General features: G+C 42.5%; 19 protein-coding genes and 1 tRNA gene. 5 read left to right on the forward strand and 15 right to left on the reverse strand.

Annotated elements, in window-relative coordinates; translation table 11 throughout:
* Positions 1–8: 8 nt before the first annotated feature.
* Positions 9–905, forward strand: a complete 897-nt coding sequence (locus DQX04_RS11900; RefSeq protein ID WP_111916159.1) for a lipopolysaccharide assembly protein LapB — start codon at positions 9–11, stop codon at positions 903–905.
* Here DQX04_RS11900 and yjjX read toward each other — a convergent pair.
* Complete coding sequence (gene yjjX, locus DQX04_RS11905; protein WP_111916160.1) at positions 900–1,433, reverse strand: inosine/xanthosine triphosphatase; 534 nt, start codon at positions 1,431–1,433, stop codon at positions 900–902. The two genes, DQX04_RS11900 and yjjX, sit on opposite strands and share 6 nt — an antisense overlap.
* Before the next feature lie 115 nt (positions 1,434–1,548).
* Between yjjX and DQX04_RS11910 the strand changes: the two genes are divergently transcribed.
* The 3 genes from DQX04_RS11910 (at position 1,549) to DQX04_RS11920 (ending at position 5,428) form a co-directional block, all read left to right on the forward strand.
* On the forward strand, positions 1,549–3,735 hold the full coding sequence (locus DQX04_RS11910) for an OsmC domain/YcaO domain-containing protein (RefSeq protein WP_111916161.1): 2,187 nt from the start codon (positions 1,549–1,551) through the stop codon (positions 3,733–3,735).
* A gap of 66 nt (positions 3,736–3,801) precedes the next feature.
* Positions 3,802–4,563: an ABC transporter substrate-binding protein gene (locus DQX04_RS11915; RefSeq protein ID WP_111916162.1), complete on the forward strand. Its 762-nt coding sequence runs from the start codon at positions 3,802–3,804 to the stop codon at positions 4,561–4,563.
* Between the two features lie 97 nt (positions 4,564–4,660).
* Entirely contained in the window at positions 4,661–5,428 is a 768-nt protein-coding gene (locus DQX04_RS11920; RefSeq protein ID WP_111916163.1) for an ABC transporter substrate-binding protein, read from the forward strand.
* 398 nt (positions 5,429–5,826) lie between these two features.
* On the opposite strand, the gene DQX04_RS11925 is transcribed toward DQX04_RS11920, so the two are convergent.
* Positions 5,827–7,575, reverse strand: coding sequence for a DUF6119 family protein (locus DQX04_RS11925; RefSeq protein WP_111916164.1), 1,749 nt, complete (start codon positions 7,573–7,575; stop codon positions 5,827–5,829).
* 279 nt (positions 7,576–7,854) lie between these two features.
* On the opposite strand from DQX04_RS11925, the gene DQX04_RS11930 reads away from it, so the two are divergent.
* Positions 7,855–8,964 carry an HNH endonuclease gene (locus DQX04_RS11930; RefSeq protein WP_111916165.1) on the forward strand — a complete coding sequence of 370 codons (1,110 nt, stop codon included), beginning with the start codon at positions 7,855–7,857 and terminating at the stop codon, positions 8,962–8,964.
* 21 nt (positions 8,965–8,985) lie between these two features.
* Here the strand turns inward: DQX04_RS11930 and DQX04_RS11935 are convergent, their stop codons facing one another.
* From DQX04_RS11935 to DQX04_RS11995, 13 genes are all read right to left on the reverse strand, one after another.
* Entirely contained in the window at positions 8,986–10,062 is a 1,077-nt protein-coding gene (locus tag DQX04_RS11935) for a DNA adenine methylase (protein ID WP_111916166.1), read from the reverse strand.
* Positions 10,062–11,948 carry an N-6 DNA methylase gene (locus DQX04_RS11940; RefSeq protein ID WP_111916167.1) on the reverse strand — a complete coding sequence of 629 codons (1,887 nt, stop codon included), beginning with the start codon at positions 11,946–11,948 and terminating at the stop codon, positions 10,062–10,064. Before DQX04_RS11940 ends, DQX04_RS11935 begins: the two co-directional genes overlap by 1 nt.
* Positions 11,949–12,696: 748 nt before the next feature.
* A tRNA-Ile gene (locus DQX04_RS11945) sits at positions 12,697–12,773 on the reverse strand.
* A gap of 96 nt (positions 12,774–12,869) precedes the next feature.
* Positions 12,870–14,708 carry an RNA polymerase sigma factor RpoD gene (rpoD, locus tag DQX04_RS11950; RefSeq protein WP_111916168.1) on the reverse strand — a complete coding sequence of 613 codons (1,839 nt, stop codon included), beginning with the start codon at positions 14,706–14,708 and terminating at the stop codon, positions 12,870–12,872.
* Positions 14,709–14,822: 114 nt separating this feature from the next.
* Complete coding sequence (gene dnaG / locus DQX04_RS11955; protein ID WP_111916169.1) at positions 14,823–16,562, reverse strand: DNA primase; 1,740 nt, start codon at positions 16,560–16,562, stop codon at positions 14,823–14,825.
* Positions 16,563–16,658: 96 nt separating this feature from the next.
* Positions 16,659–16,874: a 30S ribosomal protein S21 gene (gene rpsU / locus DQX04_RS11960; RefSeq protein ID WP_111916170.1), complete on the reverse strand. Its 216-nt coding sequence runs from the start codon at positions 16,872–16,874 to the stop codon at positions 16,659–16,661.
* Positions 16,875–17,005: 131 nt separating this feature from the next.
* The gene (locus tag DQX04_RS11965) at positions 17,006–17,704 is read right to left on the reverse strand and encodes a PilZ domain-containing protein (protein WP_111916171.1); all 699 of its coding nucleotides are present in this window, start codon (positions 17,702–17,704) and stop codon (positions 17,006–17,008) included.
* A 120-nt stretch (positions 17,705–17,824) separates the two neighbouring features.
* A complete protein-coding gene (tgt, locus tag DQX04_RS11970; protein WP_111916242.1) occupies positions 17,825–18,940 on the reverse strand; it encodes a tRNA guanosine(34) transglycosylase Tgt in 1,116 nt (371 codons plus the stop codon).
* An 8-nt stretch (positions 18,941–18,948) separates the two neighbouring features.
* Positions 18,949–19,995 carry a tRNA preQ1(34) S-adenosylmethionine ribosyltransferase-isomerase QueA gene (gene queA / locus DQX04_RS11975; protein ID WP_111916172.1) on the reverse strand — a complete coding sequence of 349 codons (1,047 nt, stop codon included), beginning with the start codon at positions 19,993–19,995 and terminating at the stop codon, positions 18,949–18,951.
* 32 nt (positions 19,996–20,027) lie between these two features.
* A complete protein-coding gene (locus DQX04_RS11980; protein WP_111916173.1) occupies positions 20,028–21,296 on the reverse strand; it encodes an inorganic phosphate transporter in 1,269 nt (422 codons plus the stop codon).
* A gap of 20 nt (positions 21,297–21,316) precedes the next feature.
* Positions 21,317–21,997 carry a TIGR00153 family protein gene (locus DQX04_RS11985; protein ID WP_111916174.1) on the reverse strand — a complete coding sequence of 227 codons (681 nt, stop codon included), beginning with the start codon at positions 21,995–21,997 and terminating at the stop codon, positions 21,317–21,319.
* Positions 21,998–22,150: 153 nt separating this feature from the next.
* Positions 22,151–22,609 carry a cyclic nucleotide-binding domain-containing protein gene (locus tag DQX04_RS11990; RefSeq protein ID WP_111916175.1) on the reverse strand — a complete coding sequence of 153 codons (459 nt, stop codon included), beginning with the start codon at positions 22,607–22,609 and terminating at the stop codon, positions 22,151–22,153.
* A gap of 15 nt (positions 22,610–22,624) precedes the next feature.
* The gene (locus DQX04_RS11995; protein ID WP_207916387.1) at positions 22,625–23,419 is read right to left on the reverse strand and encodes a YdiY family protein; all 795 of its coding nucleotides are present in this window, start codon (positions 23,417–23,419) and stop codon (positions 22,625–22,627) included.
* Positions 23,420–23,480: the final 61 nt, after the last annotated feature.

The raw sequence follows: 23,480 nt of genomic DNA on the forward strand, positions 1-23,480 counted from the left end.
GATACCTTATGAAATTTATATCCAGAATCAAAAACGGCCTGTTGATCGCACTCATTGTCTGTTCGACCCAATTAAATGCAGAAGAGCAGCATGTAAACAGCCTAGTTGAAAACATCGAAATACATTTTCCTGACCGGTTGAACCAAGCGCAGCAGTTCATGGAGCAAGCCCTAGATATTGCTCCTAACCATGCTCAAGTGAATTACTACTGTGGTGTTATTTACGGCATACGAGCCAGTGAAGGCATAATGAAAGCGATGCGCTTCGCCGGAAAGAGCCGCCGTTGTTTAGAAAACGCGGTAACTCTCGAGCCTAGGAATTTGACTTACCGACTCGCCTTATTCAACTACTATCTAAGTGCCCCCAGTATTGTAGGTGGCGGGGAGGAAGCTGCGAAACAAGAAATGCGCAATATTCAGGAGCTCGACGAAGTTCAAGGAGCTGTCGCTCACCTACGCATAGTTCGTGAGTTTGATACAGAGCGATACTCAGAAGAGTTACACAAAATGGCTGAGCAATACCCGCAGGCTACGAATATTCAATTACGACTGGGATTAAACCTGCAAGAGCATGGAGAATACGAATTGGCACATGAGTCTTTTGTACGCATTACTTCACAGGGTTTTGAACACGACGACACGTATTTCAATGCCTTGTATCAAATCGGCAGAAACGCCGTATTTAGTCATCAAAGGGTGAGCCAAGGCATTGAAGCTATGGAGCGATATATTACTGACTACAACTCCGAGTTAGAAATACCCGACTTGCCATGGGCTTACGCTCGCATGGCACAACTTCAAAGCTTAGAAAACAACGCAGACCTAGTAACCCATTACAAAAACTTAGCTCTTGAAAATAGCGCCAACAACGACCGCGAGCTTCACGATCTAATGGCACAATTATGAAGTGAAAAGGCTAGAATTGACTATTCGAGCCATTGCCAGAGTCATCGCTTGAACATACGTGCTTTCACGTGTTTCAAGCTGCTCGGTTAATAACGCGATGGCTCCGCCCTTTTGCTTAATGTTTTGGGTTTGGAAGTGGTCATCAAGCACGTCGCCTAACTCTTTACCCGCTTTCAATTCTTGGTAAAAAACATCTGGAATAGGTAAGTCTCCAGTGCGCCCTACAGCAGTCTGGTTTTTATGTTGAATAACCACGTAAGCGAACGTGGCTGTGCCATACGAAAATTGGTCCACACCACCTTCAAATGCTACATAAAAATCGGCTTCAGTTTGCTGTTGTAGGTTTACTACTCGGTTCTTCGCTCCAAGCAATGTTTCTTGCTCAGACATCGGTTGGTCAGAAACTTCAGAAGGCACGCTAACACCTTGCACGTCCAACTCAGCTTCAGGGAAATATCGAGCTAGTGTGACTTTTGCTGCATTCACTTTCACTGGGTTCTGTGAGCCAACCCTAATCAATAACCGCATTCTATACTTATTCCTATTTTTATATTGCTACTGCGCTGCCAATGATGTGACAAGACAGGTGCATTCGGGCGATAATACACACTAAACGCAATGTACACTTCAATTAGGCATTCCCATGGAAATAAAAGTTAACTTTCTAGACAATTTAAGACTAGAAGCTAAATTCGACGACTTTACGGTCATTACCGATCAGCCGATACGTTACAAAGGCGACGGTTCTGCGCCGAGTCCGTTTGACTACTTCCTTGCCTCGTCAGCCATGTGCGCTGCATATTTTGTAAAAGTATATTGTGTTGCCAGAAATATTCCGACAGAGAATATTCGACTCTCGCAAAATAATATTATTGATCCGGAAAATAGATACAACCAAACCTTCAAAATTCAGGTCGAGCTACCCGAGGATATTTCCGAGAAGGATCGCCAAGGCATTTTGCGTTCTATCGACCGTTGTACTGTGAAGAAGGTCGTTCAAACTGGTCCAGAGTTTGAAATTGAAGTGGTTGAGAATTTAGATGAAGACGCACAGGCTTTATTAACAGGTGCGCCCGACGGCTCTTCTCAAACCTACATTGAAGGGAAAGACCTTCCACTCGAAACAACTATTTCTAACATGTCTTCAATTCTTGCAGACCTCGGCATGAAAATAGAAATTGCTTCATGGAGAAATATTGTTCCTCATGTTTGGTCACTTCACATTCGCGACGCGGCTTCACCACCTTGTTTTACCAACGGAAAAGGCGCAACGAAGGAAAGCGCTTTATGTTCCGCTTTAGGGGAATTTATCGAGCGTCTCAACTGCAACTTCTTCTACAACGACCAGTATTTTGGAGAAGAAATTGCCCATAGCGACTTTGTGCATTATCCCAACGAGAAATGGTTTGCGTTGGAAAAAGACGACAGTATTCCAGCAGGCTTACTCGACGACTATTGCTTAAGTATTTACAACCCTGAACAAGAATTGCGAGGCTCGCACTTAATCGATACTAACTCTGGACGTATCGACCGAGGTATCGTCTCGTTACCCTACGTACGAGAATCAGACCAACAAACGGTTTACTTTCCCTCTAACCTGATTGAGAACCTATTTCTTAGTAATGGCATGAGTGCCGGAAATACGCTGGCAGAAGCTAAAGTTCAGTGTTTATCAGAAATTTTCGAACGCGCAGTTAAGCGTGAAATCATTGAGAACGAAATTGCGCTTCCAGAAGTGCCGAGAGATGTGTTGGAGCAGTATCCGCATCTTGTAGAAGGTATTGATGCGCTGGAGGCCCAAGGATTTCCAGTGCTAGTTAAAGACGCCTCTCTCGGGGGGCAATTCCCGGTCGCCTGCGTCACCATTATGAATCCAAAAACAGGTGGCGTTTTTGCCTCATTTGGTGCTCACCCCAGCTTCTCCATTGCTCTAGAAAGAAGCTTAACAGAGCTATTGCAAGGAAGAAGTTTTGAGGGCTTAAACGACATTCCACTGCCCACTTTTAATTCGATGGCAGTCACCGAGCCGAATAACTTTGTAGAGCACTTTATCGATTCTACCGGAGTTATTTCTTGGCGGTTTTTCAGCGCTAAACCTGACTTTGATTTTGTTGAGTGGGACTTTTCAGGCTCGAACGATGAAGAGGTACAAACTCTGATGGCGATATTGCAGGATATGGGCAAAGAAGTGTACACCGCGATCTATACCGACTTAGGCGCACCAGCTGTACGCATGCTCGTTCCGAACTATTCAGAGGTTTACCCAGTAGAAGACCTTATTTGGGACAATACCAACGTTGCGCTGCAATTCCGCGAAGACATATTGAACCTACACAGGCTTAACGAAGAGCAACTACAAAGCCTAGTTGAACGCTTGGAAGAAAGTCAGCTCGACCACTATATCGACATTATTACGCTTATTGGCGTCGAGTTTGACGAGAATACAGTTTGGGGACAGCTCACCATTCTGGAGCTCAAGCTACTTATTTACCTTGCATTAGAACAACTAGAGAGTGCCTACGAGCTAGTCCAAGAGTTTTTACAATACAACGACAACACTGTGGCTAGGGTTCTATTTTATAGAGCACTTGAAGCCGTGTTAGAAATTACACTGGACGATGATTTAGACCTAGAAGACTACAGCTACAACCTAGCTAGAATGTATAGCGACGATGTCTTTCAGGCGGCTACAGGCTCGGTGAATGGTTCTGTACGCTTTTACGGACTTACTGAAACAAATATGCAGTTAGATGGTCTAGATCGCCACTTGCGACTCATAGAAAGCTATAAAAAGCTTCATGCACACCGTGCAAAAATGAGTCATTCGTAATTTCGCCCTGTTATGCTAACTTTGTGTAGGGATTAAACCAAAAAAGAATCGGGTTCTACACAAAATATGCGCAAGGTATTAAGCACAGTAGCGGCGGTATTCTTGTTTTTCGGTGTCACTGACTCCAGTGACGCCGATGAAATTTTGCATTTTCTCCTTCCTCTGAACATGCCTCCGTATATAGACTTGTCGACCAATACGGGTTACGAACTCGAACTTATAGAAATGATCGTAGAGGAAATGGGGGCAACGGTAAATTATACCCATGTTCCCATCGCAAGGCTCAGCACCACTTTGCCCGCAAACGCATTTGATGCCGCTACATTACAGCGCCCAACAAGCGACACCATCGACTTTTACTACAGCTGCCCCTATATCGAGTATCACAACTTAATTGTTTCACGAGCCGACGATAACATTGTCATTAACCAACTCAATGACCTCATTGGACTCCATGTTATTGCCTTTCAAACCGCTACCAGAGCTCTAGGACCGTCTTTTGCCAACGCAGCTGAGCAAGCGAGCGAATATGTTGAAACCGTAGACCAAGGAAGCCAGGTAGAAATGCTTATGCGCCAACGCACCAATGCCATAGTGTTAGACGAAAATATTTTGAATTACTACCTTGGCCAATACAGTGATGTGCCTACACTTAATAGATACCCCATTGCCACCACACGATATCAAGTCGCGTTTAAAGACCCTTCTCTGCAACAACGCTTCGATAGTGCACAGCAACGTATTTGGCAAACCGAGGCTTATCAACAGCTGCAAAGAAAATATTTCAATACAGTGAACCAGCAATTAGCCGCCCACTGTGATTTTTAAGAATTGGTTGTTACTCTGCCTTTTGTCATAGTGCGTTCCATCCAAAGTATTCTAATCTGATCTTAAGTAGGCATAAATCTGACTTAAGGCGGTAGTTATGGTTCAGGCAGCAGCACGTTACACGGCTCTTACATTGGCCTTTGTCACATGGCTTTCGATTTCACCGGTAGCTGCTTCGTCCTTGCACGTTTTAGTGGGATTACACAAACCACCTTATATCGACCTCACGTCTAACTCCGGTTATGAAATTGAGCTTATGGAACTTATTGGCGCGCACATGGGTGTTCACGTGAACTTTACTCATGTTCCCAACGGCCGGATAGGAGAAACTTTAAGCGCGGACGCTTTCGACGCGTCTAGCCTACAAAAGGAAGAAACTGGCCCTAACGATTATTACTACAGTTGCCCCTATATTCAGTATCAGAACATGGTAGTTACGCGCCAGCAAGACAGGCTAACCATCAATAGTTTGGAAGATTTACTAGGGCTCTCCGTGTTAGCGTTTCAAACAGCAAACATTGTTCTCGGAGAAGACTTTAGCAATGCCATAGAACGAGCTGAAGACTACAATGAGACAGTCGACCAGAGTGCCCAAGTAGAAATGCTGTTACGAGGCAGAGTGCAAGCCATTGTTATTGACAGAAACATTCTGAACCACTACTTACTCACCAGCGATAATCCATCTCCGCTCAACAGACTCACTATCGCTACCACCAACTACCAAGTCGCGTTTAAAGACCCAAACCTAAGAGACCGGTTCAATGAAGCCCAAAGCCAAGTTTGGCAAACACCGGAATACCAAGAGCTTCAACAAAAATATTTTGGTGATATTAATCAAAATCTAGAGATGTTTTGTGAGGTTTGAGGTAAAACCCTGAGTCGGGTTACAGAGAGTAGAGTTGGGTGCTATTTCTTATGCGCGCTCTCGACACCAGCTAAAAAACGTCCCTGAGCATCGTCAGGCTCCGCTCCATGCCTCGCGTAAAAAGCTGATCGAGCGGTGCTCGCTCCGGGCGCTTTTTACCCAGACTTGACCTCGGGACCTATCTATTATGAGGCCCCATAGACGAGATTCAGAATCTACAAAAATAGCAGCAATTAATGCGCTCCCCACTATGCGCTTAGCCGTATTTCAACCATACTGATTGTGTTCGTGGTGGAATTTCATTTGATCACGGTGAGGCATTAACAGGGGGGTAGATAAGATGTTTTGGAAAGCATAATCCATTACCACGTTAAGTAACGAGCGCAATATAGGCAATTTTAAGTTACTTTATTTTTCTTTGCTTTAGTGAAGTTTACTATTTTTACAGGAATCATAACCACGCTCACCCTTTTATATTTTAACGTTTTTCGCAAGCGTTCATAGGTTAGCTTTAATTCATATTTAGCCATCAAAGGCAAATTTTCTTTCATAGGTTTATCTTTTTTCTCATCATAGAGAAGCCACATCTGAACCTCATAATTAGCACCAACAACATCTTCAGTAGATTCCTTAATGTGTTCAAGGAAATCGTTGCTTTTAGGGTGTCCGGATTTCTGAATGAACCCTCTAATCTCCTCAAGAAATACATCATCAGTCAAGAAAAATTCACAGTAAAATCGAGTCTGAGAAAATAAATAATTAATAGAACTGCAACCACCATACTTTTTGACTTGAACGATACGAGCTATATCGTTTTCAAGCTCTAGTATGTCGCAAAACTCCTTGTCTTTTCTTGCTAGGCCAATTCGAAGTTTTGCAGTATCAAATTTAATAGCATTGGGATTTACTTCACAATACTTGTCGTTGAATATTCCTTCTCTATTTTGGCTGCTTTGAATGCAAGATATATCGATACCGTTAAAGTGTTCTGCTAGATTATCTTCGGGGAGGTCATTTATAACAAAGCTGTTCAATGCAGCGTAAAAGTCATTGTCGACCTTCCGCCATTCACCTAATGATAGTATGTAACACTGAGATTCGTATTGAATCTCTGCTATTATGCAGGAGTATAAGCTCCAACAGAGGTTAGCTAAGATTTTGTCTTCATCATGTGAATATGCGTAAACTTTCTTGTTTTTTATTGACTTGGCAGTTATATCATCTTTTGTTTTAAATATGGCTTGAGCACCTTGGTATAAATCTTCGATTCGAATGTGTGAGACTATGTAATTATTTCGTTTTTCTTTGTTGGAGTAAGAAAAACTATATTCGTCATCAGATAAAAAGTCCGGAATCGCCAAATGAATTGTATCGAGCTGTTCGTTTACTAAATTCTCTATGAGCACGTTATCTAAAGTTTCTTGTATTTCTTCTGTAACAGGCGATAAATTTGGGTAATTCGGAAATAGCTCCTTATATGCCTCCGAACCGTATGAGTCGACAAACTTGTCAAGAAAATAAATTAACCTTTCCCAACTAAGTTTTTCTTCGCCAATTATCTTAATTGTTAAGCAGTCTTTGCCTTGTAATGTAATATTATTATCGTCTTGGATATGAGCAGAAATGTATCTCAAAAACTCAATTTCAGACATGCCAAAATCAAATGAATTTGAAGGTTTAGTTAGTTGCCGATCAATGATTTGGGTTGTATGTGATTGGATTGCGCTCTTAGCTTGACGAACTTCTTCATTACCACACATATTCATCGCTACTTTAATACCAAAGTCAGGCTCAAATTTCTTCTTATCGAGCCAACTTGTGCCTCTTGTTCCAAAAGCGGCAGCGTATATGCGATTCTCCTTCTTGATTAGTAGTAACCCACTTGGACGCTCTGAACTAGGCCTGAAATTAAGAAGCTGTTCATACTCCAAATTTTCGTTGATGAAGTCTATCCACGGGGGTGTTTCATGAGCAGGATTATTAACTTGCTGGCAATAGAAAATACATTGGTGTTCAGCAACAGTGAATCGCCTGATTTTGAACTTATCAGAATCTTCTTCAGGAAGTTTGCCAGTCTCGATAACGTCCGCAAAGGATTTATCTGTTTTGGATAAATAAAGAGTTATTTTTCCTATTTCACAATCCATTGTATCGTCTCCAATATAGCCCCAAAATACTGGTCTATCAGAGTTAGTACCAAAAAACAAATGATTGCACTTTTTTATTAGGGGTCATTCCAGCGCTACCACTTCTCCTAATAGTTTATTCCTTAGGGTAATTAACCCCATGGATTTATAGGATTTTATGAGCAAGGCATACTTACAGATTATAAATTAACTCCTTTTTAGTTTTAGAACTTGCGTAAGTATACGGAGTTCTACACAATAAAAGTCAAGGGAGTATTATATTAAAATCAGGTGGTTATCTTGAAGACGGTTAAAAATTTAATCTTTAGGCATTTAACGCAAGCGGATTTCTTCAATATTAATAAACCTCCGGGAACTGAAACTGGTGGTGGAGGGCAGGCCTATATCGACTTTCCAGTAAGATCAATAGGTATTGATAAGTGGGAAAAGTTTTTTTCCGGGATTAAAAATTTAAAAAGAACTACTGCGACTCAAGGCCCCTGCTGGGAGTTTCCGATTTTTAGTATTGGTATAGACGAGGCTCATGATTCTAGTCAAGAATTAAAAATCTATCAGCGGCGAGCAGCATCGGTGAGTATAACTAGTCAGAAGCTACAATCGAGCCGATCAAATAGAGTTAAGGCATGGTTGCCCCATTACGGCTTTCCTAAGCCAATTGATCCTACTGATCGCAATCAATGTCCTGACGGCCTGATAGTCTTCATTGCATCAACTTTTGATGGCCAAGTATGGGCTGGTTGGTATTTAAATGACGGCGCCGCAGACCTTCCATTTGTTGGAGAGGACACTTCAATTTTTGAAAAGATGTTTTCACCTGAGTCTAGGCGGGAAGGATTTTCCGGTTTTCTCAGTTTCGATGATGGACAACTGTTATTATCGATAGGTGATCTTAAACATCCTTTCAGAACAAGCAGCGTTATTAGTGTAAAAGAGCCTGACAACCAAGCAGATCAGATTGACGAGACTGAAGTTATAGACCAACTTTTTGATGAAGACTTTACGGATGAAAAAGTAGAGACTTCTGAAAAGACAGTCAAGGTTAGAAAAAGAAACGCCAAACTAGTTAAAAAGTTAAAAGGACTTTATAACAATAGATGTCAAGTTACGGGTGATGAGTTTATCTTCAAGAAGAAAAATGGCGTTAATTATACTGAAGCTCATCACTTGATCCCTCTTGGAAGAGGAGGTTCTGACGCCCCTAGAAACTTGGTAATCTTAAGCCCACTAATACATTCAATGCTCCATCATGCAGATGTTTCTCCAATAAATTTGGAAGACATGCTACATATGGAAGATGGAAGTGCTTTATTAGACTTGTATATTAACGGTAAGGCTTACACTATTCATTGGCATCCTGAACATGCTGAGCTATTTAAAGATGCCAATTAGAGTTAGCTTATGATTGAACTATTATCTGTTGAGATGTATGAGATATTCAGTTAAGTGGTTTTTGAGATGGCTGCTATTGCTTTTAAACCGCTTGTGAACAAATTCGTCTATGTATACATCTCCGAATGGAGATAATAGTTCAACAAAATCTTCAATACTTAATAATCCATCTTCACTGTAGCTAATAAGAAAATTATTGGTTTTCATATTATTGAAAATGAGCCGAAATGAGTCACGAATTTTTGTTTTAGTACAAAAATTTGAATATTGGTCTCGCCAAGGCCTCAGACCACTCACTCCTATAGCTTCCGGTTCATCTCCGCGAGCCAAAGTTTCTAGTATGTGATAGTTAGCAGCGTATTGCCTTTTCATATAAGGAGGATCAATGTAGCAGATATCACACGAAATTTTGCTTGAAACCTCCTCAGCATACCCTTGTAGTACAGTGTGATTTTTAACATCATTTTTCAAAAGCAAATTGCTGGGGTATAAATTAAGAGTATCTTTAGCGCGACCGACAAGATTCGCCATGTGATGTCCATATGTCCCTGCAATATTAGCTACATCATTCGTCCCCATTATCAAGTCGTGTAAAATAAGACTTTTCTCGTTATGAGTTAAAGCCTTATTTTTTGTCAGTTTTTCAATATTTGCACGAATGCCATCAATTTTCGCAGCATTTTCACTACTGTAGTAATTTCTCGGTTTGTCCGTGTTACTTGGCTTTCCGGAAAGTGAAAACTCTTTCCAAAAATAACCTTTAATGGGTTTGGAGTTATTCAGCGCGTTAATCATCATTTGATAATGCGTCGGGCTTGATTCATTTTCTTTTGGTTTATAATACTGTTCAACAAAATCTCTAGCCCGTTGAAATGTCGGAAGCTTTGAAAATTTTAATCCTGAAACAGCATGATGATACGAATAAGTCATTAAATCATTTGCTGTCACCTTATATCCGAGTTTACGAAGCTCCATAGACACAGTCGCAGTACCGGTCATTAAGTCGGCTACGTGGGCTCCTTCTGGAACAATATCCCCAATTTTCTTTAAAAGGACATCTATAATCTTCGATTTAGAGCCTATATATCTATATCCCATTAAACAGCCTTTGTATTAAATATATCTTCGATTTTAATATTTTTAAGAGCTTTAACTGATAGAAGTTCTTGAGATTTTTCTATTGCAATAAAAATCGATTTATAGTCCTTTTTATTTAATCCATAGAGCGCAGCAATAAGCTTCTCACAACGTGCGTCAAGAGTTTCAGAAATCAACTCCCCTTGCTTTAGAGATTCTTTTATCTCACTGCTAATTGATAAAATTTCTTCAAACATGGCAGTAGGAATCTTCTCAATATCTGGTACGGGGAAATCTAGAATTTGCTTCTGAGTAATATAAGGATGGGATTTCCATTCAATCTCACCATTCGACATAGCTATTAGGAAAAAAGCTAGTCTTGAATTTATCAAAGCTAAAAAAAATTCCAGTGGAAATGACTTTGTCTTTTTTTCTTTTAATTTAAATATATATACGACTTGGTTTGTCATGCGTTGCAAGTAGTCGATCGAAGCAGAAATTCCAATCCCAGTTTTTCTGACGACTAACTTATTACTCTCATATAAGTCACAATTTTTATACTTTATTCCATCCTTAGAAATATCTATCCACAGATCAGATCGTAAGCTGTAACGACTGATGTGCTCCCCAACAATCAAAGGTCTGCTGTTTTTAATTACTTGTTTATGAATGATAATATCTTTTTGACACTCCAAAGTCGTCATAGATGATTTACAATGAGAGCATTTGAAAGTTTCTTTGCTGGGTGAGGGTGACCATTTTTTACAATTAACGCATTGGATCACATTACCTTTTTTTGATAGCTCAACACCTCGTGAACTGTTTAAATGATTTTCTAGAGTATCTAATTGACCGAGTATCTTGTTATAAGTGGCTTCGAGCTCAGCATCTATATCAATGTTAAAAAGATAGTTTTTATTGTTTTCGAACCTGGACTGCTCTACTTTGTGACTCAATTCCAACTCTGCGGAATGGAAGTCAGTACTACCAGCTAAAATAAGGTTTCGATGTTCAACCGAAAGTCTGAAACAATCGATCTTATGTTGGTCATTAGCTTTACCTTTTTCACATATAACGACTGCGCACGCCCGATTAACATCCTTAAATATTTTTTCGCCGAAACGGCCTATAAAGTGGATTTTGGTTTTAGAAAGTAAATAACCTCTCAAGCTCTCTCTTTCTTGAGAAAATAGCGAATCAGGAATAATGAAAGCAATAAAACCACCATCTTCAAGGTTCTTTAGAGCTGATTCGATGAATAAATCTGAACTATCGAACTGCCTATTCAATAATGAAAAATTACCATCTGAAAGAAGATTATAATAATCGCTAACGTCAGCTCCCCATGGGGGATTAGCTATAACTATATCAAAGCTATCGAATCCACAATGTCTTTTCTTTAAATTCAACCAACCGATGTCATGTTCTGACTTAAATGGACACAGAGCATTTGTATGAATTGGTGTAAAAGTATGATACTCGGTTAATCTTTTTTGTGTTTGCAAAAGGGATTTTTTATCAATATCTAAGCCATATAGTTCAAGTTGTTCACTCTTTAAAAAGCCATCTACCGGAAAGGAGGCATTTGATATTGCTAGCAGAAGCTCGCCATCACCACATGCAGGATCAATGACCCTTAATTTCTTTGATTGGCTACCTAGCCTTTTTATATTCTTCTGATTTAAAAAAAAGTAAGATAACACCTTATGAGAAACATACTCAGCAAGGTTTTGCGGAGTGTATACTACACCATTCAATTTTTTTTCCGCTTTATAGCTTTCCGACTCCTCAAGCACTTGCCTGATATAGTCAGACCTACTCAAGCCTTTACGGCTTTTCTCTATGCGGCTTAGTAATGTTTTCGGAACATTGACTGATACCTGCACACTACGTAGACTTTTCGTCATTTATAAATTTCCCTTTTAAGATCAATGATTTCCATAACCACCGAATCTTCATAAATGCCTGATTATTAAAGACTTTAACGCATGTTAACAACAACTGTCATTAATGACAATCAAGCTCTCAGTGGCAAATTTTTGACCACTAAAAGTATGGGGAAGAAATCTTCAATTCCTATCAAAGAGTTAGCTTTTTAAACCGACTTACCAGCCTCGATTCAAAGACAGATGCGGAGTCTGATATATTACTGTAGGGATGAATATCCTCGTAATGTTCATTCTGGGCGTTTCCAAATAAATATTGATGATTTCTAGCATAATTCTTGAGCCGAATCACCGTATGATTGAAGTTACCTGTTACTAAGTAAATAGTTCAATGTTCTCTGATGTCCAAAACCTAGAACTTGGGTTTGCGTAGCAGAACAGGACCTAGAATCCTCTCATTATTGAGTAAAAGGCAATCTTAGGTATAGGACCCTCGATATCTTTAAAGTAAGTACACTTTAGTCCATGCTAAATTTAACTTTTAATTGGGGTTACCTGATAGAGTGTGGCGAGAAACGAACTATTCAGAGTCACACGATTTTTATTACACTAGTCCGAATCCACCCAGTTATTCAGCTAGGTTTTAGGAAGTTAAAATCACAACATGTATTCCGAGCTACCAACTTTGAAGGTCGGAACTGGGAAAATACTGATAAATAGAAGCAAAGTAATTCTAAACTTCTCGCAATACATACAAATTTAGCGTAGATGGTGGCCCCTCCCAGACTTGAACTGGGGACCTACCGATTATGAGTCGGGTGCTCTAACCAACTGAGCTAAGGGGCCATATCAGGAAGTGCTTTTTGATAAGCGGCGGCAAGTATACCCAAATCGAACGCAACAAAAAAGCGTCCGAAGACGCTTTTTGATGAAGTTGGCTACTTATTCGTCTAAGAAGCTCTTCAAAGATTCGCTGCGGCTTGGGTGGCGCAGTTTACGAAGTGCTTTGGCTTCAATTTGACGAATACGCTCACGCGTTACGTCGAACTGCTTACCTACTTCTTCTAACGTATGGTCAGTATTCATACCGATACCAAAACGCATACGCAGCACTTTCGCTTCACGCTGTGTTAAGCCACCAAGTACTTCTACAACAGCATTCGTTAAGCTATCTGAAGTCGCCGCGTCAACCGGAAGGTCCAGCGTTGTGTCTTCGATAAAATCACCAAGATGCGAATCTTCGTCGTCGCCAATTGGCGTCTCCATTGAAATTGGCTCTTTGGCAATTTTAAGCACTTTACGAATTTTGTCTTCAGGCATAGCCATACGCTCTGCCAGTTCTTCAGGGTGCGGTTCACGACCCATTTCCTGAAGCATTTGACGAGAAATACGGTTCAACTTATTGATTGTTTCAATCATGTGTACCGGAATACGGATTGTTCTTGCTTGGTCGGCAATAGAACGCGTGATTGCCTGACGAATCCACCATGTGGCGTACGTCGAGAACTTATAACCGCGACGGTATTCAAACTTATCAACAGCCTTCATCAAACCAATGTTACCTTCCTGGATTAGGTCCAAGAACTGCAAACCACGGTTCGTATATTTTTTCGCGATTGAAATAACCAAACGTAGGTTGGCTTCTACCATTTCTTTCTTCGCACGGCGAGCTTTTGCTTCACCAATAGACATGCGACGGTTGATGTCTTTTACGTTCGCAATCGACAATCCAGTTTCTTCTGCAATACTGCGAAGCTTCTGTACACAGCGCTCTACTTCTTCACGCTGCTCAGTTAATACTTCAGTAGAGCCCGTGCCTTTTTCAACAAAGCCGTCGAACCACTCCATAGTCGTTTCGTGGCCAGAGAAAGAAGTTACAAAAGAACGCTTAGGAACCTTCGCTTGTTCAAGAACAACTTTCATAATAAGGCGTTCTTGAATGCGTACACGGTTCATCATTTCGCGCATGTCACGCACTAAACGGTCGAACTGCTTAGGAACCAAACGGAACTGCTTAAACAGGTCGCTTAGTTTTTCAATTTCTTCTTTAGCTTTCTTATGACCGCGCCCGTGCTTCTTAATTGCAGTGCGCGTCGACTCGTATTGACTGCGAAGCTCACCGAATTTTTCTTTCGCTAACTCTGGGTCGATACCATTGTCAGCAGAATCATCGTCATCCGAGTCTTCGTCTTCATCTTCATCGTCTTCATCTTCAAGCTGATCATCAGTAAGCTCTGAGCCCACATGAGTTGCGCTTACTGGCGCTTGGTCAGCTTCGTCTGGGTCGATAAAGCCTGAAATAATTTCGGTTAAGCGAATTTCTTCAGCTTCATAAGCATCCCACTGGTCGAGTAGGAAGTTAATTGCTTCAGGATACTCCGCAACAGAGCACTGCACCTGGTTAATACCGTCTTCGATACGCTTTGCGATATCAATTTCGCCTTCACGCGTAAGTAGCTCAACGGTACCCATTTCACGCATATACATACGCACAGGGTCTGTAGTGCGACCTATCTCGCTTTCTACGGTAGCTAGGGCAGCTGCTGCAGCTTCGGCTGCATCTTCGTCAGCCGTGTCTTCGCTCATCATGAGTTCATCAGCGTCTGGGGCATTCTCAAACGTTTTGATACCCATGTCGTTAATCATTCGGATGATGTCTTCAATCTGATCCGAATCGACTAAATCTTGTGGTAAATGATCGTTTACTTCAGCGTACGTTAAGTAGCCTTGTTCCTTGCCTTTGGCAATAAGAAGTTTAAGTTGCGACTGTTTAGTCTGCATACAGGCCAACACCTCAATCAAAGAATTTTGGGAACCGCTCGAAATGACCGCATAGTATAACAAATATACGAGGATTCAGCCAGTCGAGATGATAATATTTTCTGAAAAGCCTTGTTAACTCATACCTTTTAAAGACTTTAAAATAAAAACTAATTCTTGCTGCTTTTCTGGAGTAAGTTCTTCTTTCGGTAATAACCGTAATTCTTCATATCTTTGTTCGAAATAACGGTCCACCAGAAATAGAAACGTTTCTTGAAATTCTCTCTCAATGTTCTGCTCGCTTACCGCATGGTCCCAGAGTGCGAGTTCACGAAGCTTTTCTTCATGTTTCGTTCCGCGCCAGCCTTCTAATACTGTAGCCGGGGTAAGTCCGTCAGACTGAGTTTGACGATGTAACGCTAGCAACACCTTCACATGATCCATTTTCAGCTTTTCCAACGTTTTGTTGGGCTTGACTGATTTTCCTAACCACGGGTTCTGTAGTAACAACCCAATAGCGCGCTCCACAGGCGTGTACTTTTGCCGCTTCTCTTGCGCTTTGAAGGTACTGTTTGTTTTCGGCGTAATATGGTCAACCTGCGCCACGCTTCGACCTAGCCTCTTCGCAAGCTCTTCTTTCAACAGGTCGCCATAAAAGTCACTGTGTACTTTCTCTATAAGAGGTTTCGCGTCAGCAATGAGTTTGGCTTTACCTGCATCTTGAGTAAGATCTACTCCCTCACACAAATGATCAAAGAAGTAGTCTTTAAATGAGCGAGCATCGTTCAGCTTGGCTTCAAACTGCTCCTTACCTTCCCTGCGAATTAAACTGTCTGGATCTTCTCCGTCAGGGAGAAATAAGAAGCGTAAATCTTGGCCGTCTCGCATAAGTGGCAACGCGTTTTCTAATGCACGCCAAGCCGCGTCGCGTCCTGCGCGGTCACCGTCAAAACAACAAACTACTTTTGGCGCCTGGCGGAATAATAGCTGTAAGTGATCTGATGTAGCAGCAGTACCCAGAGCGGCAACGGAGTAATGAACTCCATGCTGCGATAACGCAACCACATCCATATAGCCTTCAACGATAAGCACCGTGTCTAGTTGCTTAATCTTCTGCTTCATTTCGTAAAAGCCGTAAAGCTCTCGACCTTTATGAAACAACCGTGTTTCCGGTGAGTTTAGGTACTTAGGACCTTGATCGTTGTCTAGAACTCGTCCTCCGAAACCTACGGTTCTGCCCCGCTTGTCTCGAATTGGAAACATGATGCGGTCTCTAAAAAAGTCGAAGCGCTTACCGCGATCGTTCTCAGAGATCAGTTTTAAAGCAAGTAATTGCTTCTCTTTTTTACCGCCAGCACCTAAATGCTTAAGTATGCCGTCCCAGCCATCTGGCGCATAACCAATACCGAAAGCTTTAACGATTTCACCAGTTAAGCCACGCCCTTTTAGGTAATCGATAACCTTTTCGGAGTTAGGATGCTTTCGTAATTGGCTTGCAAAGAACTGACCGGCTTGCTCCATGAGTGCAAAGTCGTCTTCTATTTCTGACTTGTCTCGAGTAGGCCCGGTTCCTTTCTCACGCGGAACTTCCAAACCCATATCTGCTGCTAACGCTTCTACAGCGTCAGGAAACTCTAAGCCCTCGTACTCCATAATGAAATCGAGAGCATTGCCGTGCGCTCCACAACCAAAGCAATGATAAAACTGCTTGTCAGGAGCAACCGTAAAGGAAGGAGTTTTCTCGCCATGAAATGGGCAACAGGCTTGGTAGTTCTTACCCGCCTTTTTTAAGCGCAAGCGACTGTCTATAACCGACACAACGTCGGCTCTAGCGATTAAGTCTTGAATAAAGTCACGAGGAATTAAACCAGCCATGCGGTTAATGTACTCTTTCTTTTTCGACAAAGAAACCAGACACAAAAAAACCGTGCCGAGCACGGTTTTTTCGAAAACTTAGCTGTGAAGCAGTTCTTAGTACAAACGCGTACGACGTGCGTTTTCACGAGCCAATTTTTTTGCGTGACGTTTTACCGCCGCAGCTTTCTTGCGCTTACGCTCTGCCGTTGGCTTTTCATAGAACTCACGGCTACGAACTTCAGACAAAACGCCTGCTTTTTCACAAGAACGCTTAAAACGACGTAACGCTACGTCAAATGGCTCGTTTTCTTTCAATTTAACTGCTGGCATTAGCCTCTCACCTCAAAAACATTATCTATTGATGTCTCGAAACTCTTGTTCAACGACACATCAGAGTCGGAAAAAATTGGTGCTGAATTCTAAACAAATACACAGGGTCTGTAAACCCTTTTGTGTAATTTCTATCCGTGGATCGCTTGTTTGATCAATTTGGAATGTAAAACTAGATCATCTAGTGCATCCAAGTACGCCTGATCTTTCTTATCAATCAATAATCCCATAACCATACTTACACCTGACTGCTTAGAGCCACGTATCTCGGCAACTGTCTTCAGTAAGGATTTTTCACCGTCTTTGATCTCAACTTCAACCACCCCGCCATTCAGTTTATCTGCACTGATCGTAGGATCGGCCTTCGCTGAAAATCCCATACCACCCCGAGAAATATCTTTAATTGTACCTTGCACTTCTTCGATTCCAGAGCCTTGTGGGAACGGAGAGGGGACACTAGGCGCTGGACGGATCGTAGCGTCTAATTCCACTTCAATTCTTGGTGCTTGGCGCAGGCCTCGAGCCTCGAATCGTTTAGGGTACTGTAAAAAGACAATACGCTGCGGACGGGTTATCGAACTTAAAAATCCGGTTGCAGCTGCAACAATTTGCCCTTGGTTTAGAACTCCACGAATCACTACTGTTGCACAACTACCAAACCAGTCATTCACTTCGTTCCAGTTGTACTTTTTAGATATCTCAACAGCAAGGTACTCAGGTTGCCTCTGCCCAACAAGAAGCCCTTTCACACGCTCATTGTGTGTTCCAAAACGAAGTTCCATCTCCACCGGCACCGGTCGAATGGAAGGGGTAAAACCCTCTGCACTCATACTTGCAACTCCTTGAACAAACTTGCTATTTCATAGTGACTAATTGTCGGCCTAAGAATTTAAATCTTTACATATTGTGTGCAAGCATTAGCTATTGCGCAAGGCTTCCACTGCACTTATTCAACTAACTTCGGGCACTTCTAAGCCCAACTTAGCATAAAAACTCTGCACAAATGCGTCGAATGTCCCCGCATCTAAAGCATCTCGCATACCTTTCATCACTTGTTGATAGTGATAAAGGTTGTGAATTGTGTTCAACCTCGCACCAAGAATCTCGTTACAACGGTCTAAATGATGCAAGTAGGCTCTGCTATAGTTCTTACATGTGTAACAGCCACAATCTGTGTCAAGAGGACCAGTGTCTGTGCGATGTTTTGCGTTACGGATTTTAATGACACCCGTCGACGTAAACAAATGACCATTTCGCGCGTTCCGTGTAGGCATAACGCAGTCGAACATGTCTACACCACGACGAACGGCTTCAACTAAGTCTTCAGGCTTTCCTACGCCCATTAGGTAACGGGGCTTGTCTTCGGGCATTTGCGGCGCGATATGGTCTAAAATGCGCATCATGTCTTCTTTCGGTTCGCCTACGGAAAGACCTCCTATAGCGTAACCGTCGAAACCGATGTTTTCTAAGCCTTCCAAAGAGATGGTTCTCAGCTCTTCGTACATACCACCTTGAATAATTCCAAAGAGTGCTGCGTCATTACCTTCATGCGCGGTTTTAGAGCGTTCTGCCCAACGCAATGACAACTCCATAGAAACTCTTGCTTGCTCATGCGTCGCCGGGTGTGGTGTACACTCGTCAAAAATCATAACGATATCAGAACCAAGCTCTCGCTGAACTTCCATCGACTTTTCAGGCGTAAGCAAAATTTTCTCACCGTTAATCGGAGACCGGAACGTAGCGCCCTCTTCTGAAATTTTACGCAACTCACCTAAGCTAAATACTTGGAAGCCGCCTGAGTCGGTTAAAATTGGCTTGTCCCAGTGCATGAAGTCATGCAAATCACCATGCTGCTGAATAATTGAAGTACCCGGGCGCAACATGAGGTGAAACGTATTTCCTAAACAAATTTCTGCACCTGTGTCGGCAAGCTCTTCTGGGGTCATTCCCTTCACCGTACCCAAAGTACCCACGGGCATAAATGCTGGTGTTTGCACAGTTCCACGCGGAAATGAAAGCTCTCCGCGGCGGGCTTTGCCTTGTGTTGCTTTTAACGTAAAGGACATACGACTCATCATGAACCTCTCAAAGGCTTTTTAGTTACGAACATCGCGTCGCCATAACTAAAGAACCGATATTTCTCGTTGACTGCAGCCTGATAGGCCGCCAATACTTCTTGCTGACCTGCAAACGCAGAAACCAGCATAATTAATGTAGACTCCGGCAAGTGGAAGTTCGTCAGCATCGCGTCTACAACTTTGAATTCGTACCCAGGGTAGATAAAAATGTCGGTTTCATCATAGAACGGTTGCAGCTCTGCTTCGCTTGCTTGCGCCGCCGACTCTAGACTTCTTACCGAAGTTGTACCTACCGCAATAACACGCCCACCACGTTGTTTGGTTTCTTTTATTGCGTCCACTACATTTGCCGGTACTTCTGCATATTCACTATGCATCACATGGCTTTGAATATCGTCTACACGTACCGGTTGGAACGTGCCAGCACCAACATGCAAAGTTACATGTTCAATACTCACGCCTTTGTTCTTAAGTGCAGTAAGCACGTTCTCGTCAAAGTGAAGACCGGCTGTTGGTGCAGCTACAGCACCTGGCTTTTTACCATAAACAGTTTGATACCGCTCACGGTCTGACTCTTCGTCAGGTCTATCGATATATGGCGGTAAAGGCATATGCCCATACTCTTCTAACCACGACAAAACGGGTTTAGATGCGTCAAATTGCAGTTCAAAAAGTGCATCTTGTCGCCCCAGAACTTCAACTTCTACCGCGTCTTCTAACTTGAACAATGCACCTGGCTTAGGGCTACGATTGCTCCGTACGTGAGCAAGAACACGGTGTTCGTCTAAAACCCGTTCTATTAAAACTTCAACTTTTCCACCCGACACTTTCTGACCTAACAAACGAGCAGGAATAACGCGAGTGTCATTGAAAATCATCAAGTCACCCGGATTAACTAACTCCAGAATGTCAGTAAAGCGAGAATGAGAAACGGCCCCTGTAGGGCCGTCTAAATGAAGTAAGCGACTACTTGTACGATCCGACTGAGGATACCGAGCTATTAACTCATCAGGTAACTCAAAGTAAAAATCTTGCCGTTTCATACCGCTTGTTTTCCTTCATAAATTTACTCAGATTAAACACCAAAAATGTTGCGCAAGCCGAAGAAGAAGATAATCGACATGATAGCGCCCGCAGGTAGAGTAATAACCCATGAAACTACGATGCTACCTACAACATTTAAGTTAAGTGCCGCAATACCACGCGCAAGACCTACACCCAGCACAGCACCTACTAGCGTTTGCGTTGTGGAGATAGGCAAACCTGTCCCCGAAGCAATAATAACGGTACTCGCTGCTGCAAGTTCAGCCGCAAAGCCACGGCTTGGCGTAAGATGTGTAATACCTTTACCAATGGTTGCGATAACGCGATGACCAAACAGTGCCAAGCCAGCAACAATACCTAACGCGCCTAGTGGTAATACCCACCAAGCTAGAGTTGCTTTCGACTCAACCATACCGCCGCTAGAAACTACGCTGACTACTGCAGCCAATGGACCAATCGCGTTAGCCACGTCGTTTGAACCATGTGCAAATGCCATACAACATGCGGTAACTACCATAAGAATAGCGAACACTTTTTCGATGTTGGCGAAGTTCACGTGGCGGTCTTTGCTTTCTTCAAAATTCAATCGTGAAATAACGATTCTTCCGAGAACAACCAAAGCAAGACCGATACCGATCGCCCATATGTAACCTTCAAGGTTACCCATCTCCAAGCCAACGTGCTTTAGACCTTTCTTGATGGTAAGAAGCGCCATGATAAAACCACCAGCACCCATGTAGAATGGTACGTAGGTTTTAGCCGCTTGTAGCGGGTTTTCCTTGTTGAAGATGAGCTTCTGAGCACTCATGAATATAAAGTAAGCAATAATACCGGATATGGCTGGGGTAACGATCCAGCTTCCTACGATGCCTGCAACCTTACCCCACTCTACGGCGTCCATAGAGATGCCTACTGCCGCGAAGCCTACGATCGCGCCAATGATGGAGTGTGTTGTAGATACCGGCCAACCTAAGTACGACGCCAGTACCAACCACAAACCGGCGGCTAGCAATGACGAAATCATACCTATAACCAGTAAATCTGGCGCATTCACCACGTATGCTTGGTCAATAATACCCTTACGAATCGTTGATGTTACCTCGCCACCGGCTAAATAAGCCCCGGCGAACTCGAATACCATCGCGATAATAATTGCTTGTTTAATAGTTAATGCTTTAGAGCCAACTGAAGTACCCATTGCATTCGCAACGTCGTTAGCACCAATACCCCAAGCCATTAAAAAGCCGAAAACTGCTGCCAGAACAATTAAGATTGTTCCGTAAGAAGTAATAAAATCCATTGTCTATCTCCGCTGTCTGCCTAAACGCGCGCGAGCATTAGCTCGAAACGGTTGCCTACACGTTCGGAAAGGTCAGCAAGGTCGCCCACCCAATCTAAGATTTGATACAAGAACATCACATCAAGTGGGTTCATGTCGTGTTCAATGTCACGCAAACCACGTCTAAGACTTACTTGCAAAACATCGGTGTCACCTTCAATTTTGTCGAGTTCAGCGATCATGCTGACAACAAGGTCTCTTTCTCTACCTTTGAACCCTGTTTCTAGCAAGTCATCAAACTCGTTGATGGTGTCTCTCGCCATCTTCGTTGAGTCCAGACATCTGTCGAGGTAATTTTTGAATGGTTCCAACAACGAGGCAGGGATTGTAAGTTGTCTACCGACAATAAGACCTGCGATGTCTTTAGCTTTGTTCGCAATTCTGTCTTGTTGCGAAACAAGCTCTAACAAATCTGCTCGTTCTACAGGCAAGAACAAACCACTCGGAAGGTTCAAACGAATTTCGCGTTTAGTGTGGTCCGCTTCTTTTTCAAGTTTCGCGATTTCCTTTTGCGCTTTCTCCGCTGCTTCCCAGTCACCCGCATATACAGATTCAAAGAATGGTTTCAGCGCCATGGCTGTGTCTTGAATCTGATTGATATGCTCAATCACGGGCTTAATAGGAGACTTTGCGAACACTCCTAAAAATGAACTTGCTGGCATACATTGCCCCTTTTTTAGTTTCTCTGGTTGTTATGCTTCGCAACAAGCGTCTAACAACAGTGTCATTACAACATCTAGATATGCTCGTTCGGGCTGCATTGTAGCAAACTTAATTTAGAAATGAACGCGATGAGATGAACGACAGGGTGAGATTTATTCGAGAGTCTTTAAACGTTCATTTAACTGGTTAATTCTTAATCCTAATCCGGCAATAATAGCGTCTTTGAGCTTTTCGCGAATCGAAGATGACATTGAACTCAACGCTTTTGAGTCAATTCTCAGTAGAATAGATTTTACCTCGGCAACGGCTGAAGCCGTTCGGGGAGCTCGAGTGACAAAAGCGCCCTCGCCCAGAAACTCGCCAGGGCCAATAGAGCCCAATTTACGATTTCCAGACTTCTGAATAATCTTCACTTTACCCGCAAGAAGAAGATAGAAAGTGGAGTCTACCTCACCTTCTCTGAAAACATTAAAGTCTTGATTACAAACGTAAACTTCAATTCGGTCTTCCAATAACACCTTGCGGTCTTCAATGGAAAATTGCCGAAAGAAGTCCAAACGGTTGATAATTTCCAATAGCTTCAAGTTCGAAAAATTATCAACCCTTTGCATAAGCTTAACTCGACCTTATTGGAACGTATAAACTAAGGTTACCGCTGTTTCGGTATCGAGTTTTTCAGGAAAAGTACCGTCGCCTTGCATCGTAACTTGGCTATTATGCGTAAGTGTTAATGACAAACGCATCGCCAATTTAGAGTTCAAGTTAGACGTTAGCGAAGAAACCGCTCTAGAACGCGTATTATCTTCACCAATTTCAGTAGAAATTAGTTGGGTAAACTTAGAGTTTTCAGAAATCGTCCAGTTTACGTTTGTTGCCATACGCAAAATGCCTTCGCTTTCAGTTTCACCAGTAAGCTCATATTTGTTGTATGACATACCCGGACCCACTTCGAAGTCAGCATAAAGCTTCTCGGTAAAACGGTAACGAGCACCGTAACCAGCCGCAATGGTGGATTGGTAATCAAACGAGTTCAGTGCGTCGTCTTCGTATGAACCATAGATAAATAGTGAAGAGTGCTCTGACCCTCTGAACAAGCGATTAGACTGAATAGACATAAACAAACGATCTGCGTCGATTGCAGTGTCACCCGCGTCAGTTTCACGTTCTTGGCGGTAGTAGTCGAGCATACTTTTATGGCGCCACATGCCTGCGTCACGAGAAAGGTCAAACTTGGCTTTCCAAGATTCCGTTTCGGTATTTCCCGAACGCATCAAGAAACCGAATTCTGCACTTGCAGACCAACTGTCTTCTTCAACTGCGGGATCGCGATCCTGAATATCGTCGAACATGAAAGAAGAAGCCTGAACAGCACTTGTAAATAGTGCCGCAAGTATACTGGTAGCTAAAACAAACTTGCGCACAGATCCCCCAAAAAATATCGCTAGCAAATATGATAGATAGCGTAGTGTACCAAATCAATTA

Source organism: Aliidiomarina sp. B3213 (assembly GCF_003290085.1).
Classification (GTDB): Bacteria; Pseudomonadota; Gammaproteobacteria; order Enterobacterales; family Alteromonadaceae; genus Aliidiomarina.